We start from the raw sequence: 15449 nt of genomic DNA on the forward strand, positions 1-15449 counted from the left end.
CCATAGCCTTTTTGCTTTTTACTGTGTCAGTACAGAAACTAGAGCATCTTCTTCAAGCGATATAGCTCTTCCAGTGCCTGACGCGGTGTTAGATCATCAGGATCGATATTCGACAATGCTTGTTCAACATCACTAGGTTCAGGGATCAGGCTAAGTTGGTTTGCCACATCAACGGTACTCGGACGAGGTGAGTCAGTTCCTTGACCTAATTGTTCAAGCTGCGACAGTTTGTGACGCGCATTCTTGATGACTGGTTTTGGAACGCCCGCTAAACCAGCAACCGCTAAACCATAAGACTTGCTTGCCGCGCCTTCTTGTACCGCGTGCATAAAGGCAATGCTGTCACCGTGCTCTACCGCATCAAGGTGAACATTGGCTAGATTTGGCAGTAAGTTTGGCAGTTCAGTCAGTTCGAAGTAGTGCGTTGCGAACAGCGTCATTGCTCCAATCTGAGTTGCAAGCCATTCTGCACTTGCCCATGCCAAAGACAGGCCATCGTAAGTACTGGTACCGCGACCGATCTCATCCATTAGTACCAAACTGTTCTTGGTAGCGTTGTGAAGAATGTTGGCTGTTTCAGTCATTTCTACCATGAAGGTTGAACGGCCAGATGCCAAATCATCAGATGCTCCGATACGAGTAAAGATACGGTCTAGAGAGCCAATATGAGCTGATTCTGCAGGTACGTATGAACCAATGTGAGCCATCAAAGCAATCAATGCAGTTTGGCGCATGTAGGTCGATTTACCACCCATGTTTGGACCAGTGATGATCAGCATCTTACGAGCTGAGCTGAGTTCAATTGGGTTGGCAATAAACGGTTCGCTCGTCACTTGTTCAACGACAGGGTGACGACCAGCTTGAATGCTAATGCCCGCTTCTTTGTCCAACGTTGGACGACAGTAATCAAGTGAATCTGCACGCTCGGCTAGGTTTTGTAGTACGTCTAACTGAGAAATCGCCGAAGCAAGGTTTTGCATCTTCTCAAGGTTTGGCATCAACAAATCAAACAGCTCTTCCCACAGTTTTTTCTCAACTGCTAGCGCTTTTGACTTAGAGTTTAGTACCTTGTCTTCGTGCTCTTTCAACTCAGGAATGATGTAGCGTTCTGCGTTTTTCAGCGTTTGGCGGCGTACATAGTGTGGTGGAACCAAATGGCTTTGACCACGACTAACCTGAATGAAGAAACCGTGTACAGCGTTGTAGCCAACTTTTAGAGTGTCGATACCATGGCGTTCACGTTCGTCTGCTTCGAGCTTTTCAAGATACTCGGTTGCGCCGTCTGCAAGCTTTCGCCATTCGTCCAGCTCAGCATTGTAGCCCTCTGCAATCACGCCGCCCTCGCGAATCACCACTGGTGGGTTTTCTTTGATTGCGCGCTCAAGTAAGTCACATACCTCGTCCATTGGTGCCGCAAATTGAGCCAGCTTTTTAAGGTATGGGTGAGCTAGAGAAGAAGTGACGGCTTCCAACTCTGGCAACTGCTGCATTGCATGGCGTAGACGAGCCATATCGCGCGGACGTGCCGAGCGAAGCGCCAAACGGGCAAGGATACGTTCAATATCACCAATCTGTTTGAAGATCGGTTGAATGTCGGTAAACAAGCTTTGGTCTTTGATTTCACCAATCGCATCAAGACGGTTGTTGAGAGTATCGACACAGCGCATCGGCTGATGCAACCAACGTTTCAGCATACGGCTGCCCATTGGGGTCGCACAGTGATCGAGCACTTCAACTAGCGTGTTATCAGTGCCGCCTGACAGGTTTTGCGTCAGCTCTAAGTTGCGACGTGTAGCGGCATCAAGAATGACTGAGTGATCTTGGCGATCAAACGTCAATGAGCGAATGTGCGGTAGGGCAGTACGCTGCGTATCTTTTACGTACTGGATCAAACAACCCGCAGCACACAGGCCCAATGAAGCGTGCTCAACACCAAAGCCAACTAAATCGCGCGTACCAAATTGTTGGTTCAACTGCTGCTTAGCGGTATCTAGTTCAAATTCCCAGACTGGGCGACGACGGTTGCCGTTGCGACTAGACATGAGATGAACTGCTTCAAAATCTTCAGGGAAGAGTAATTCGCGGGGTGCCGTGCGCTGCAACTCAGCAGCCATTGCTTCTTCGGTTTCAGGCTCAACCAACTGGAAACGACCCGAAGTCACATCCAATGTCGCGTAACCGAACTTACCATTGTGTTGGTAAATCGCTGCAATCAGGTTGTCGATACGCTCAGACAACAGTGCTTCGTCGGTCACCGTACCTGGCGTAACGATACGCACTACTTTACGCTCAACCGGACCTTTGCTTGTCGCTGGGTCGCCAATCTGTTCACAGATCGCAACAGACTCACCTAGTTGAACAAGTTTAGCCAGATAACCTTCAACAGCGTGGAATGGGACGCCAGCCATAGGAATTGGTTCACCTGCCGATGCGCCGCGTTTGGTCAACGAGATATCTAACAATTGAGATGCACGTTTTGCATCGTCGTAGAAGAGTTCGTAGAAGTCGCCCATGCGATAGAACAGCAAGATTTCTGGGTTCTCAGCCTTTAGCTTGAGATATTGCTGCATCATCGGAGTATGTTTTTGTTCAGCTTTCACAGGTAAGTACTTTTGTTTATTTCCGTAGCGGCTTAGGATACGTGAATCCCTATCAAGTAAAAAGAGACAAAGGGCATTTTTGGCTATGGAAAGAGCAACAAAATTGAGTGCCGATCTAGGCGCATTATTGGCTAAGCATGGACATGTTTTAACCACCGCAGAATCATGCACGGGTGGCGGTGTCGCAACCGCTATTACTGACATTGCTGGTAGTTCTGCGTGGCTTGATCGCGCGTTCGTTACTTATAGTAATGAAGCCAAAATGGAGATGCTTGGTGTACAAGCTTCAACGTTAGAAGCGCACGGTGCAGTGAGTGAGCCTGTTGTGATTGAAATGGTGCAAGGTGCAATTAAAAACTCCAATGCCACCATCGGCGTATCTATCAGTGGTATCGCTGGTCCGGGAGGAGGCAGTGAAGAGAAACCTGTCGGAACGGTCTGTTTTGCTTTTGCTGATAATCAAAATTGGCAGCAAGTCGAAACCATGCATTTCACTGGTGACCGTGCAGAAGTTCGCAAAAAAGCGGTCGAGCATGCACTGACTCAATTGCATCAACATCTGATTTAGAATTTGTGAAATTGTCTTAGCCCAGCGTTGATAAGGGCTAGAGCAAATCACAGCTTTAGGTCAGCCAAATTTTTTTCATACAGGTATAGACACTGTATGAATCAACAGTATAATAGCTTTCATTGCTGAGCAGTTCTTCTGCTTAAGAAAAATGAATTACTATTCGTCGCCCAAAGAAGATGAATAAATCGGAGAAAGTAATGGACGAGAACAAACAGAAAGCGCTCGCCGCTGCGCTAGGTCAAATTGAAAAGCAATTCGGTAAAGGCTCTATCATGCGCCTTGGTGATAACCGCGCAATGGACGTAGAAACCATCTCAACGGGTTCTCTTTCTCTTGATATCGCTTTGGGTGCTGGTGGTCTACCAATGGGTCGTATCGTAGAAATCTACGGTCCAGAATCTTCAGGTAAAACAACGCTAACTCTTGAACTTATTGCTGCAGCGCAACGCGAAGGCAAAACTTGTGCGTTTATCGATGCAGAGCACGCTCTAGATCCTGTATACGCAAAGAAACTTGGCGTTGATATCGATGCACTATTGGTTTCTCAGCCAGACACTGGTGAGCAAGCGCTAGAAATCTGTGACGCACTTGCACGCTCTGGTGCGATTGACGTTATGGTTGTCGACTCAGTTGCAGCACTAACACCAAAAGCAGAAATCGAAGGCGAAATGGGCGACAGCCACATGGGTCTTCAAGCACGTATGCTTTCTCAAGCGATGCGTAAGCTAACGGGTAACCTAAAGCAATCTAACTGTATGTGTATTTTCATCAACCAAATCCGTATGAAGATTGGTGTGATGTTCGGTAACCCAGAAACAACAACAGGTGGTAACGCACTTAAGTTTTACGCTTCTGTTCGTCTAGATATTCGTCGTACTGGCGCAATCAAAGAAGGTGACGAAGTAGTAGGTAACGAAACGCGCATCAAAGTTGTTAAGAACAAGATTGCTGCACCGTTTAAAGAAGCAAATACGCAAATCATGTACGGTCAAGGCTTTAACCGTGAAGGTGAACTGATTGACCTAGGCGTGAAGCACAAGCTAGTTGAAAAAGCGGGTGCATGGTACAGCTACCAAGGCGACAAGATTGGCCAAGGTAAAGCAAACGCTTGTAACTACCTACGCGAAAACCCAGAAATCGGTAAAACTATCGATACTAAACTGCGTGAAATGCTACTTTCACCAGCACTACCTGAAGCACCAGAATCAGGTGAAAAATCAGAGCAAGAAGAAGAGTTTTAAGCTTCTGATTGAATCATATTGAACAAAGCCCTGCTATGCGGGGCTTTGTTGTATCTGCTGAAATCAAAATCAAAAAACAAAGGCTAGGTTAATATCAATTAGGGTAGGCAAGCGATCAGAACTAGCGCATTGGTAAGCTAGAGTGAGCGGTTATTTACTGCGATTGTTATAAAGCCTGTACAGCAAAAACAGTTTTAGGATCATCATGTACCAAAAGCGTCAAGCACCGACTCTATCTAGCAAAGAAGCGGCTATCCAATTATTGAGCCGTCGAGACCATGGGCAATACGAGTTATACCAAAAGCTGGCTCTAAAAGGGTATGAAGAGGCAGACATCGAAGCGGCCATTAATTTTTGTCTCGACCACAACTATTTGGATGACCTGCGTTATGCCAAAAGCCAAGTGCGCCAGCATGTTTACAAAGGTCATGGTGAGCGCCGCATTCGTCAAGAACTGAACCAAAAACGTGTCGCAGAATCCATCATTGATATGGCGATGGCAGAAGAGCCCCAAGATTGGTTTGAACTGGCAAGAATGGCTGCTGAGAAGAAATTCAAAGGAATAAAAGCCAAAGACCAGAAAGAGTACGCTAAACAGGTGCGATTTCTACAATATCGTGGCTACAGTTTTGACCAAATTAGCTATGCGCTGAGCTTTGAGGACGAAGATTAACGGTCAGTTGTTCGCACTGTTTTTTGTTTTGCTTCAAATTTTTTCTTCTAATGCCTCTTTTCCGCAAGAAAACTAGTCGTAGCTGATTGCATGATCTACAATACGGCAAAATTCTAACTCGACTATTTTCAGGAAGAGCTGCATGTACATGAGCACTGATGAGGTTCGTAACGCGTTCCTCAAGTTCTTTGAGAGCAAAGGACACCAAATCGTAGAAAGTTCATCGTTAGTTCCACATAACGACCCAACCCTGCTGTTCACAAACGCGGGTATGAACCAATTTAAAGATTGTTTCTTAGGCTTAGAAAAACGAGCCTACACTCGAGCGACTACGGCTCAACGTTGTGTACGTGCTGGTGGTAAACACAACGACCTGGAAAACGTTGGCTTCACTGCTCGTCACCACACATTCTTTGAAATGCTAGGTAACTTCAGCTTTGGCGATTACTTCAAAGAAGACGCTATCGCATTCGCTTGGGAATTCCTAACAGTAACCCTTAAGCTGCCAGCAGACCGTCTACTTGTTACAGTTTACGAGACAGACGACGAAGCATTCGATATCTGGAACCAAAAAGTAGGTGTTCCAGCAGACCGCATTATTCGCATCGGCGACAAGAAAGGTGGTAAACCATACGAGTCAGATAACTTCTGGCAAATGGGTGACACCGGTCCTTGTGGTCCATGTACTGAAATCTTCTACGATCACGGTGAGCACATCTGGGGTGGCCGTCCTGGCACACCTGAAGAAGATGGTGACCGTTTCATCGAGATCTGGAACAACGTATTCATGCAGTTCAACCGTCACGCAGACGGCACTATGGAACCGCTACCAAAGCCATCGGTAGATACTGGTATGGGTATTGAGCGTATCTCTGCAATCATGCAAGGCGTTCACTCAAACTACGAAATCGATGTATTCCAAGCTCTTATCAAAGCTGCTGCTGAAGTGATCGGCTACGAAGATCTATCAAACCAATCGCTACGCGTTATCGCTGACCACATCCGTTCATGTTCATTCCTGATCGTTGATGGCGTTATGCCTTCAAACGAAGGTCGTGGTTACGTTCTACGTCGTATCATCCGTCGTGCAGTTCGTCACGGTAACAAGCTGGGCGCACAAGGTGCATTCTTCCACAAACTGGTTGGTGTACTAGCGGAAATCATGGGTACGGCTGGTGAAGAGCTGAAGCGTCAACAAGCTGTGGTTGAAAAAGTACTGCGTATCGAAGAAGAAAACTTCGGTCGTACACTTGAGCGCGGTATGGCGATTCTAAACGAAGCACTAGATAACCTAGACGGTAAAGTACTAGACGGCGAAACCGTATTTAAACTTTACGATACTTACGGTTTCCCAGCTGACTTAACTAACGACGTTGCACGTGAGCGTGAGTTCGCAATCGACGAAGAAGGTTTCGAGAAAGCGATGGAAGAGCAGCGTCAACGTGCGCGTGAAGCTGGTAACTTCGGTACTGACTACAACGCAGCAATCAAAGTTGATACGCAAACAGAATTCTGTGGTTACACAGGTACTAAAGGTTCTAGCTCTGTAGCGGCGATGTTCGTTGAAGGCAACGAAGTAGAATCTCTATCTGCAGGCGACAAAGCAATCATCGTGCTTGGTGAGACACCATTCTACGCAGAGTCAGGTGGTCAATGTGGTGACGCTGGTGAAATCCGTACTGAAGCTGGTGTATTCCGTGTTGAAGATACTCAAAAGCTAGGTAACGCAATCGCACACCACGGTGTAATGGCAGAAGGCGTTCTAGCGAAAGGCGACGAAGTAGCAACTATCGTTGACGCAGAGCGTCGCGCTGCTATCTCTCTAAACCACTCAGCAACGCACTTACTACACGCAGCTCTTCGCCAAGTTCTTGGTGAGCACGTAACGCAGAAAGGCTCTCTAGTGAAAGCTGACAGCCTACGTTTCGACTTCTCACACCTAGAAGCAGTAACTGCAGCTGAACTGAAAGAAGTTGAGCGTCTAGTTAACGCGCAAATTCGTCGTAACCATACGATTGAAACCAACGTGATGGACATTGAGTCTGCTAAGAAGAAAGGCGCAATGGCTCTATTTGGCGAGAAGTACGACGACGAAGTACGCGTACTGTCTATGGGCGACTTCTCTACTGAGCTTTGTGGTGGTATCCACGCTTCAAACACAGGTGACATCGGTCTATTCAAGATCACATCTGAAGGTGGTATCGCAGCAGGTATCCGTCGTATCGAAGCGGTAACGGGTGAAGGTGCGCTAGACGCAATCGAAGCTCAAGCGGCTAAGTACGAAGAGAAACTGGCTGAATCAGCGCAGAAAGCAAAATCTCTAGAGAAAGAAATCCAGAAACTGAAAGACAAGATGGCTGCGGCAGAAAGCGCAAACATCATGGGTAAAGTTCAGGACATCAACGGTACTAAAGTACTGATCGCTGCTCTAGAAGGCGCAGATAACAAGAACCTACGTACTATGGTTGATGACATCAAGAACCAAGTAGGTAGCGGTGTAATCCTTCTTGCTAACGTGAACGATGACAAGATCGGTCTGATTGCAGGCGTAACCAAAGACCTTATCGGTAAAGTGAAAGCAGGTGACCTAGTTAAGATGGTTGCTGAGCAAGTTGGCGGTAAAGGCGGTGGTCGTCCTGACATGGCGCAAGCGGGTGGTACTGATGTTGCCGCGCTGCCTGCGGCGATTCAGTCAGTACAGCCTTGGCTAGAAGAACGCCTATAAGCTTTTAAAATAATGAATTACGCTCAATCAAGCTTCTTTGATTGAGCGTAATTTTTTTATGGTAACCAAGTGGTTTAATTGACCGTATTTTAACCAGGTCATTTACGCTGCTTGGTTTTTGTTGTAACTACCGCTTATATAATTTATCTCAATGGAGTATGAGTGGTCCTAATGAGACTTTGGTCTTGGGAAGGTGAAGACTGGTGAAAAAGCCCCTTATCGTGCAAAAGTTTGGCGGAACCTCAGTGGGTTCAATTGAAAGAATCCACCAGGTAGCTGAACACATCATTAAGGCGAAAAATGATGGTAATCAAGTTGTCGTTGTTGTGTCTGCAATGTCAGGCGAAACAAATCGACTAATGGATCTCGCTAAGCAGGTAGATAGCGTTCCAACGGCTCGAGAACTTGATGTTTTGCTCTCTGCTGGTGAGCAAGTGTCGATGGCACTGCTGGCGATGACTCTGAATAAATTGGGTTATGCAGCGCGCTCACTTACCGGAGCACAAGCGAACATTGTGACGGACAATCAACACAATGACGCGACGATTAAACACATTGATACTTCTACGATTATGGATTTGCTTGAACAAGACCAAATCGTCATCGTAGCTGGCTTCCAAGGTGTGAATGAAAATGGGGATATCACCACATTAGGTCGAGGTGGCTCAGATACGAGCGCAGTGACACTGGCTGGCGCATTATGCGCGGATGAGTGTCAAATCTTTACCGACGTTGATGGTATATATACTTGTGATCCACGTGTAGTGAAAAACGCTCAAAAGATGGCGGTTATCGATTTTCCTTCAATGGAAGCGATGGCGAGCCGTGGAGCGAAAGTGTTACATCTCCCTTCTGTGCAGTATGCATGGAAGAATAATGTTCCACTGCGCGTGCTTTCGACATTTGAACTGAATGAAGGCAGTTTAGTGAAAGGGGAGGCAGGCTCAAAAGCCGTCTCTGGTCTAGCCATTCAACGTGACCTTGCCATTATTGAAGTTGACGGCGAACATTTGCCTAGCGTTACAAAGCAATGTCAGATGTTAGGTATCGACATTTGGAATGTGATCGAGGAAACAGAACGAACAGGTATCATGATAAAACAAGATGCATGTGCCAAGTTGGATCTGGTGTTCAGCGATAAAATCCGTAATAGTGAAGTAGTAAGCCTGTTGACCGCTGTGGGGCTAGAAGCCAATGGAATGGTTGACCATGCCTGTGAATTGTTGGCACAGCAAGATATTGCGATCAATTTCTGCTCAACGAATGCACTCACTATGATGCTAGTCTTACCACCTGAGAGTGTGGATGCAGCAGCAAACATTCTTCATAATGCTTACGTTACATCTAGTGAAGTATTAAACATTCAGCAAAAACATGCCTTTTTGGGCTAATTTTCGGTAACAAGGTAGTTTACGAAAATATAACTTTTGTTGGATAATAGCTTTGTAGCAAGAAAATTTAGAGATTACTCAAGGAGCAAAGAATGCTAATTTTGACTCGCCGCGTAGGCGAAACACTTATGATTGGTGATGAAGTGACTGTAACTGTACTAGGTGTTAAAGGTAACCAAGTACGTATCGGCGTTAACGCTCCGAAAGAGGTTTCTGTTCACCGTGAAGAAATCTACATGCGCATTCAAGCTGAAAAAGGCAACGGTAACGTTGCTTCAGGTAACTACTAAGCCGCTCCTGTTTACAGAGCTTAGTTTGAATGAAAAAGGCTAGCCGAATGGCTAGCCTTTTTAGTTTCGAAAAAATGTCATTTTTTAAGGGAAGACTCTCTTTTTTTCATCATAATAGAGTGATAAAGTTTGTTTAATAATCACTTTGATTAAATCCGCATCGGTTAAGCGATTTTTGCGTTTTTTTTCAAAGAAAGTGTTTGACATATTTTCGGTAAAACGTAATATGTGCCTCCGCAAGACGGTGAGGTGGCCGAGAGGCTGAAGGCGCTCCCCTGCTAAGGGAGTATACGGTTTATCCCGTATCGAGGGTTCGAATCCCTCCTTCACCGCCATTCTTGCAACGTTGATTTATCAACAAAAAGTGCGTCCTTAGCTCAGCTGGATAGAGTACCTGGCTACGAACCAGGCGGTCGGAGGTTCGAATCCTCCAGGACGCGCCATATCTCTTCTGAGATATAACAATGAAGACGGTGAGGTGGCCGAGAGGCTGAAGGCGCTCCCCTGCTAAGGGAGTATACGGTTTATCCCGTATCGAGGGTTCGAATCCCTCCTTCACCGCCATTCATTGACTGGCCCGACGGCCTTTTTTTTGTTTCGTAAGAAATGAATGTGATTTACTTCACAACTTCCTAGCAAGAAGATCTGCGCGTCCTTAGCTCAGCTGGATAGAGTACCTGGCTACGAACCAGGCGGTCGGAGGTTCGAATCCTCCAGGACGCGCCACTATTTAATAATTCGTTTGATAAACGGGTTATACAAAGTAAAATAAAGATTATTGCGCGTCCTTAGCTCAGCTGGATAGAGTACCTGGCTACGAACCAGGCGGTCGGAGGTTCGAATCCTCCAGGACGCGCCACTCTTTAGGGTTTCCTAGTGAACTCCTGATATTGGTAATACCGATATCGAAAACTGCGCGTCCTTAGCTCAGCTGGATAGAGTACCTGGCTACGAACCAGGCGGTCGGAGGTTCGAATCCTCCAGGACGCGCCACTCTTTAGGGTTTCCTAGTGAACTCCTGATATTGGTAATACTGATATCGAAAACTGCGCGTCCTTAGCTCAGCTGGATAGAGTACCTGGCTACGAACCAGGCGGTCGGAGGTTCGAATCCTCCAGGACGCGCCACTCTTTAGGGTTTCTTAGTGAACTCCTGATATTGGTAACACTGATATCGAAAACTGCGCGTCCTTAGCTCAGCTGGATAGAGTACCTGGCTACGAACCAGGCGGTCGGAGGTTCGAATCCTCCAGGACGCGCCACTCTTTAGGGTTTCCTTGTGAATTCCTGATATTGGTAATACCGATATCGAAAACTGCGCGTCCTTAGCTCAGCTGGATAGAGTACCTGGCTACGAACCAGGCGGTCGGAGGTTCGAATCCTCCAGGACGCGCCACTCTTTAGGGTTTCCTTGTGAACTCCTGATATTGGTAATACTGATATCGAAAACCGTGCGTCCTTAGCTCAGCTGGATAGAGTACCTGGCTACGAACCAGGCGGTCGGAGGTTCGAATCCTCCAGGACGCGCCACTCTTTAGAAAAAGCCTCGCTTATGCGGGGCTTTTTTGTATCTGAGATCTGACCTCTTCCTTAAGCTAAACTCCCATAAGCCATCCAAGCGTTTCTGTTTTAAGACTGCGCAACTTCTTGCTATCAACAAATTGCGAAACCTCAAAATCTAACCTAATCGTTTATAACCGCTACAAGAAAGGATAATTCGATGTTAGGGAAGACACTGATTGGCTGCACTCTTGGGTTGGTATGTGTAGCTCAAACTGCTTACGGTGCTGAAGGAGATGAGATTCCTCAACGGGCACAAACGGTAAGTGATGTCATAGACCGCCCTGGCGTGCTCACGCCACGAGGACAGTGGTCATTCGATACATCACTTAGCTACACACAAAACTCTTCAAATAAGGTCTCTGTCGTCGGTTATACCGTGTTACCGACACTGATTGTCGGTCGAATTGAAGTCAGTGATGCAGATCGAACTACAGTAACGGTTGGCTTAACGGCTCGATATGGCTTAACCAATGCAACGGAATTGGAAGTTCGGCTACCCTACGTTTATCGCAATGACCAGATTGCAACTCGACCTATCCAGGACGGCTCGAATGCTGACGTGGTGAATACCACAATCGATGGTGGTGGGATGGGAGATGTGGAACTCGCTATTCGTCACCAGTTTAATTTTGACAGTGCGCCTTATTGGGTTGGTGGCCTACGGGTAAAATCAGACACTGGCCGCTCTCCTTATGATGTATCGATCGACGAAGGTAGCAACTCTTTTAGTGATGTACCAACAGGCTCAGGTTTTTGGAGTTTTGAACCGAGTATCTCGATGATTTATCCAACTGACCCTGCGGTCTTGTATGCCAACCTCAGCTATATCTACAACTTGGAAGACAATGTCACAGTAGGGGATACCAAAGCCGATGTTGACCTTGGCGACACCATTTCCTTAGCGGGTGGTATGGGCTTTGCGGTGAACCCGGATCTGTCTTTCTCGCTCGGACTCAGTCATAAAACGATCATGAAAAGTAAAGTTAATGGCAGCTCGGCCGATGATGCGAAGCTACTTCAACTCGACGCGTTAACACTTGGGGTCAATTATGCGTTTAGCCCACGAGCGTCGATCAATGTCAGCGCGCAAGCTGGCTTAACGGAAGATACTCCGGATTTCCAATTGACGATTCGAGTGCCGTTTAATTTATAGCGCAACTCCATTTACTCAATGCACCAAAGACATGCTCAAAGGATTACTAAAACGGTAATCCTTTTTTGATGCTCTATTAAGGAATTTCACTGAAGGTGATTAAGGAGTGCATCCTCAAGTTGCTGGTTTGCGCGTATCTGCTGCATGACACCACTGACTTGCGCATCGATATCGACTAATGTACTCAAGCCAATCACGCTGTTGTCAGTCGTGTTCTGAATGATATTGATGATACTGGAGTTAATGAAATCAGAACTGATGATGTTAGGTTGGTTAGAGCTGGGCATATCAGGTGTATTGGCCGTATTGTCACCAATAAAGTTCCCTTCACCAAATTGAATGATGTTGACGATACCCTGATCGAGAGCGCCACCACCGTTAGGGTTATTACTGCCACTGATATTGGTAAGAGAGCCGTTTTCGATTACGAGGTTTGCTATCGTCGTGTTGAGGATATCTTGCCCATTAATTGTCGTAGTAATGCTCAGACCAATGTTTATCACGTAATCATCAGTCACTTGAAACCCACCTCGCATCTCGGCAAGGGATTCATCTGGGACTGGTTTTAAAGCACCTAGTTCAATCACATTTGCCAGCGCGACAGAAGGCATGCTAAGACAAAGCGCGAGCAATACTTTTGATCTTCTCATAACCACGCCTCCATTAGTTCTCACCAGCAACGGGCAAGGTAATACTGAATACTCCGAGTGAGTCTCTTGGTACGCCACTCTCAACAGGCGAAGCGTGATAGATAGCAAATTTGTCATCGGTAATAAATCCCGAGCGTCCCATCTCAGCTTCGTTTCGAATTAGCAGTACGATCCCCTGATAATATTTCTCAAACTCTTCATATTTCATGATCATGGTGCCTCGGGAGGGATCGCCTAAGATCACCGAATCGGTATTCATACCTCTGATCACGACAAAGTGCATGTATCCATCGAAATTCACTAATGTTATCCCCGGCACTCCAACTTTTCGTATCTTTTCTAACCCGACTTGAAAGCCGTCGGAATTTAGTCCGATAGAATCAAGGTAGAGCTTCATGTCCAGCAAAGAAAACCCTTTCTCTTTTATCTGCGCCTTATCCCCCTTGTCGTACATGATTTTGAAGATGTCTTGTTCCGTCGAAGGCGTGCCATAGTGATAGGTGAGTAATGAAGCTAGTGCGGCAGAGCCACAACTAAAATCGTATTGCTGACGGAAGACATCACCAAACACGATTTCCTTGTAGCTTTTTACCGGCACAGAAAAATGCCCTCGATGGGGAAGAAACTCCAACGAGTTGGCTGAAGCTGACATTGCCAGCAACAGCCAAGTTAAGTTATGCCAAACTTTCATATTGATAGTTACTTGAGTGTCAGGTTAACGACGGTTGAGTTCTGGATAAGCACGTTATTCCCTGTATTTTGAATCACGCTCGATATCCCTGAACTGTCTGCGAACGCACCTGGTGATAGTATGTTGTTTCCGCTTACCGTATTGGTCGCAACGTTATCTGACGAAATGCCGTCCACATCTGATTCCGCATAGAAGAGGTCTAACTCAACGTTTTGCCCACCTCTGGCTTCATTCATTGCTTCTAAGCTGACGGTTTCATCAGATAACGCTATGTCCTCTGCGTTTACAGAAACGGCCACTACCATACCCAAGGTACACAGTGCCAAACGCATCGCTTTCTCCTAGGTTCCTAGTTACTCGCCACCTGTAAATACACTCGCATTGGTAGCAACAGATTGTTGAATAAGTGAGTTAGAGCCGGCGTTTTGTGCCACGGTAGTAATACCTGCCGCACCACCTAGACCACCTAGGTTATTCACGTTTTCAACTTTCACTTTGGCATCTTTTGCATCCGCTTTGTAAGTCACAGACGCGGAGTGAACACCACCCATCACTTTGGAATCAGCCACCACCATATCGACATCCATATTGACTTGGTTGAAGCTGTCAGTATTGGTAGAGCTTGAGTCGCTGTTGTCGTTGTAGCTGTCTTTAGTGCTGTTGTCGCTGTTGTCATTAGCGAAACTACGGTTGTCACTTTGATCACGATTGTCGCTTTGATCTCGGTTATCAGAGTTGTTATCGGCATAACTACGGTTGTCACTGTTGTCGTTGTAGCTATCGTTGGTGCTTGAGTTACTGTTATCGTTGTTACTACGACGAGTGGTGGTACTTGAGTCACTGTTGTCGTTATTGCTACGTGTCGTATTCATGCTTGAATCAGAGTTGTCGTTTGCATAGCTACTGCTGTTGTCACTGCTGTCACTTTGGTCACGATTGTCTGATTGATTTCGGTAGTCAGCTTGATCACGGTTGTCGCTATTGTCGTTGTAACTGCCATTGGTGCTTGAGTTGGAGTTATCGTTCGCATAGCTACTGCTGTTGTCATTGTTGCTGTTATTGGTACTCGCGTTGTGATCACTATTGTCGTTATTACTACGCGTGGTGTTCATGCTTGAATCTGAGTTGTCATTCGCGTTATTGGTACTGCTGTTGTTGTAGCTACCGTTAGTACTTGCGTTATGATCACTGTTGTCGTTGTTACTACGCGTAGTGTTCATGCTTGAATCTGAACTGTCGTTAGCGTTGTTAGTGCTCGAATTCGAACTATCAGCATGATTGAAACTGTTATTCGCAGTTGCATCATTTGAACTATTGTTTGTGTTCGCGCTTTCAGACCACTGGCTATTTCCATTCCCGTCATCCACTTCATTAACTGAAGGGAAAGCTAACACTGAACCACTAAATAGAATCGCCGACATAGCGATAGCAAGCCCTGTTTTGTTAAGAGTCATGTTGATTACTCCATTTCCTGATTTTCCTGATTAAAAATGACTGCATGTTTACTTCTTGCTGGCTCCATTGTTGCGGAAGCGAAGGAAGTATAGGTAAGGGTTTTAGGACGAGTTTCTTACTATTGAGAAAATTACCAGTAGCAGATAAGTGAATCTCTCGGTTGTTTATTGAGCGATTACAAAATCGGAGTTGAATCATTTATTTAGTGAGAGTGGATCTCATTAGGGTGCTTCAAGTATGAAATTCCACACAGAAATAGGCTTAAAAAGTAGGCTTTTTCTCCTCCGACGAGTCACCCTAAAATAAAAACGACAAATTGATTGGGAGCCTTTGTTTTAAAAGGGTGTCGTAAGAACAGTGACTTAGCTTTGATAGGCTGAAGAGGTAGTGCGAAATTGTTTATTACCGCTCAAACCTTTTCATTATTTCTGTCTCTTTGTCGCGACG

At 46.0% G+C, this 15449-nt stretch carries 12 protein-coding genes and 10 tRNA genes; 17 read left to right on the forward strand and 5 right to left on the reverse strand.

What is annotated here, in order from left to right:
* Positions 1 to 38: 38 nt before the first annotated feature.
* Entirely contained in the window at positions 39 to 2600 is a 2562-nt protein-coding gene (gene mutS / locus A9237_RS11080) for a DNA mismatch repair protein MutS (RefSeq protein ID WP_078608183.1), read from the reverse strand.
* 85 nt (positions 2601 to 2685) lie between these two features.
* Between mutS and pncC the strand changes: the two genes are divergently transcribed.
* The 17 genes from pncC to A9237_RS11165 all read left to right on the forward strand — a co-directional run bounded on the left by pncC (position 2686) and on the right by A9237_RS11165 (position 12206).
* A complete protein-coding gene (gene pncC, locus A9237_RS11085; RefSeq protein WP_009707585.1) occupies positions 2686 to 3168 on the forward strand; it encodes a nicotinamide-nucleotide amidase in 483 nt (160 codons plus the stop codon).
* A gap of 200 nt (positions 3169 to 3368) precedes the next feature.
* Positions 3369 to 4412: a recombinase RecA gene (recA, locus tag A9237_RS11090; protein WP_005436413.1), complete on the forward strand. Its 1044-nt coding sequence runs from the start codon at positions 3369 to 3371 to the stop codon at positions 4410 to 4412.
* A gap of 205 nt (positions 4413 to 4617) precedes the next feature.
* Entirely contained in the window at positions 4618 to 5085 is a 468-nt protein-coding gene (gene recX, locus A9237_RS11095) for a recombination regulator RecX (RefSeq protein WP_005425358.1), read from the forward strand.
* Between the two features lie 142 nt (positions 5086 to 5227).
* Positions 5228 to 7810 carry an alanine--tRNA ligase gene (alaS, locus tag A9237_RS11100; RefSeq protein WP_005436411.1) on the forward strand — a complete coding sequence of 861 codons (2583 nt, stop codon included), beginning with the start codon at positions 5228 to 5230 and terminating at the stop codon, positions 7808 to 7810.
* 203 nt (positions 7811 to 8013) lie between these two features.
* Complete coding sequence (locus A9237_RS11105; RefSeq protein WP_078608184.1) at positions 8014 to 9201, forward strand: aspartate kinase; 1188 nt, start codon at positions 8014 to 8016, stop codon at positions 9199 to 9201.
* Between the two features lie 92 nt (positions 9202 to 9293).
* The gene (gene csrA, locus A9237_RS11110) at positions 9294 to 9491 is read left to right on the forward strand and encodes a carbon storage regulator CsrA (protein WP_004415691.1); all 198 of its coding nucleotides are present in this window, start codon (positions 9294 to 9296) and stop codon (positions 9489 to 9491) included.
* Between the two features lie 243 nt (positions 9492 to 9734).
* Positions 9735 to 9826: transfer RNA gene (locus tag A9237_RS11115), tRNA-Ser, on the forward strand.
* A 31-nt stretch (positions 9827 to 9857) separates the two neighbouring features.
* Positions 9858 to 9934 (forward strand) — tRNA-Arg (locus A9237_RS11120).
* A 29-nt stretch (positions 9935 to 9963) separates the two neighbouring features.
* Positions 9964 to 10055, forward strand: a tRNA-Ser gene (locus A9237_RS11125).
* A gap of 85 nt (positions 10056 to 10140) precedes the next feature.
* Positions 10141 to 10217 (forward strand) — tRNA-Arg (locus tag A9237_RS11130).
* Positions 10218 to 10273: 56 nt separating this feature from the next.
* Positions 10274 to 10350, forward strand: a tRNA-Arg gene (locus tag A9237_RS11135).
* A gap of 57 nt (positions 10351 to 10407) precedes the next feature.
* Positions 10408 to 10484: transfer RNA gene (locus tag A9237_RS11140), tRNA-Arg, on the forward strand.
* Between the two features lie 57 nt (positions 10485 to 10541).
* A tRNA-Arg gene (locus tag A9237_RS11145) sits at positions 10542 to 10618 on the forward strand.
* Positions 10619 to 10675: 57 nt separating this feature from the next.
* Positions 10676 to 10752: transfer RNA gene (locus tag A9237_RS11150), tRNA-Arg, on the forward strand.
* 57 nt (positions 10753 to 10809) lie between these two features.
* Positions 10810 to 10886 (forward strand) — tRNA-Arg (locus A9237_RS11155).
* Between the two features lie 57 nt (positions 10887 to 10943).
* A tRNA-Arg gene (locus tag A9237_RS11160) sits at positions 10944 to 11020 on the forward strand.
* 190 nt (positions 11021 to 11210) lie between these two features.
* Positions 11211 to 12206: a transporter gene (locus tag A9237_RS11165; protein ID WP_038896771.1), complete on the forward strand. Its 996-nt coding sequence runs from the start codon at positions 11211 to 11213 to the stop codon at positions 12204 to 12206.
* An 86-nt stretch (positions 12207 to 12292) separates the two neighbouring features.
* Here the strand turns inward: A9237_RS11165 and A9237_RS11170 are convergent, their stop codons facing one another.
* The 4 genes from A9237_RS11170 to A9237_RS11185 are packed head-to-tail and all read right to left on the reverse strand — an operon-like array spanning position 12293 to position 15001.
* Positions 12293 to 12856 (reverse strand): hypothetical protein, encoded by a 564-nt coding sequence (locus A9237_RS11170; protein WP_078608185.1) that lies wholly within the window; start codon positions 12854 to 12856, stop codon positions 12293 to 12295.
* 13 nt (positions 12857 to 12869) lie between these two features.
* The gene (locus A9237_RS11175) at positions 12870 to 13547 is read right to left on the reverse strand and encodes a C39 family peptidase (protein WP_174574992.1); all 678 of its coding nucleotides are present in this window, start codon (positions 13545 to 13547) and stop codon (positions 12870 to 12872) included.
* A gap of 8 nt (positions 13548 to 13555) precedes the next feature.
* Positions 13556 to 13879, reverse strand: coding sequence for a hypothetical protein (locus A9237_RS11180; protein WP_020196756.1), 324 nt, complete (start codon positions 13877 to 13879; stop codon positions 13556 to 13558).
* A 21-nt stretch (positions 13880 to 13900) separates the two neighbouring features.
* Positions 13901 to 15001: a dentin sialophosphoprotein gene (locus tag A9237_RS11185; protein WP_078608186.1), complete on the reverse strand. Its 1101-nt coding sequence runs from the start codon at positions 14999 to 15001 to the stop codon at positions 13901 to 13903.
* Positions 15002 to 15449: the final 448 nt, after the last annotated feature.

The sequence above is a fragment of the Vibrio owensii genome (assembly GCF_002021755.1).
GTDB lineage: Bacteria > Pseudomonadota > Gammaproteobacteria > Enterobacterales > Vibrionaceae > Vibrio > Vibrio owensii.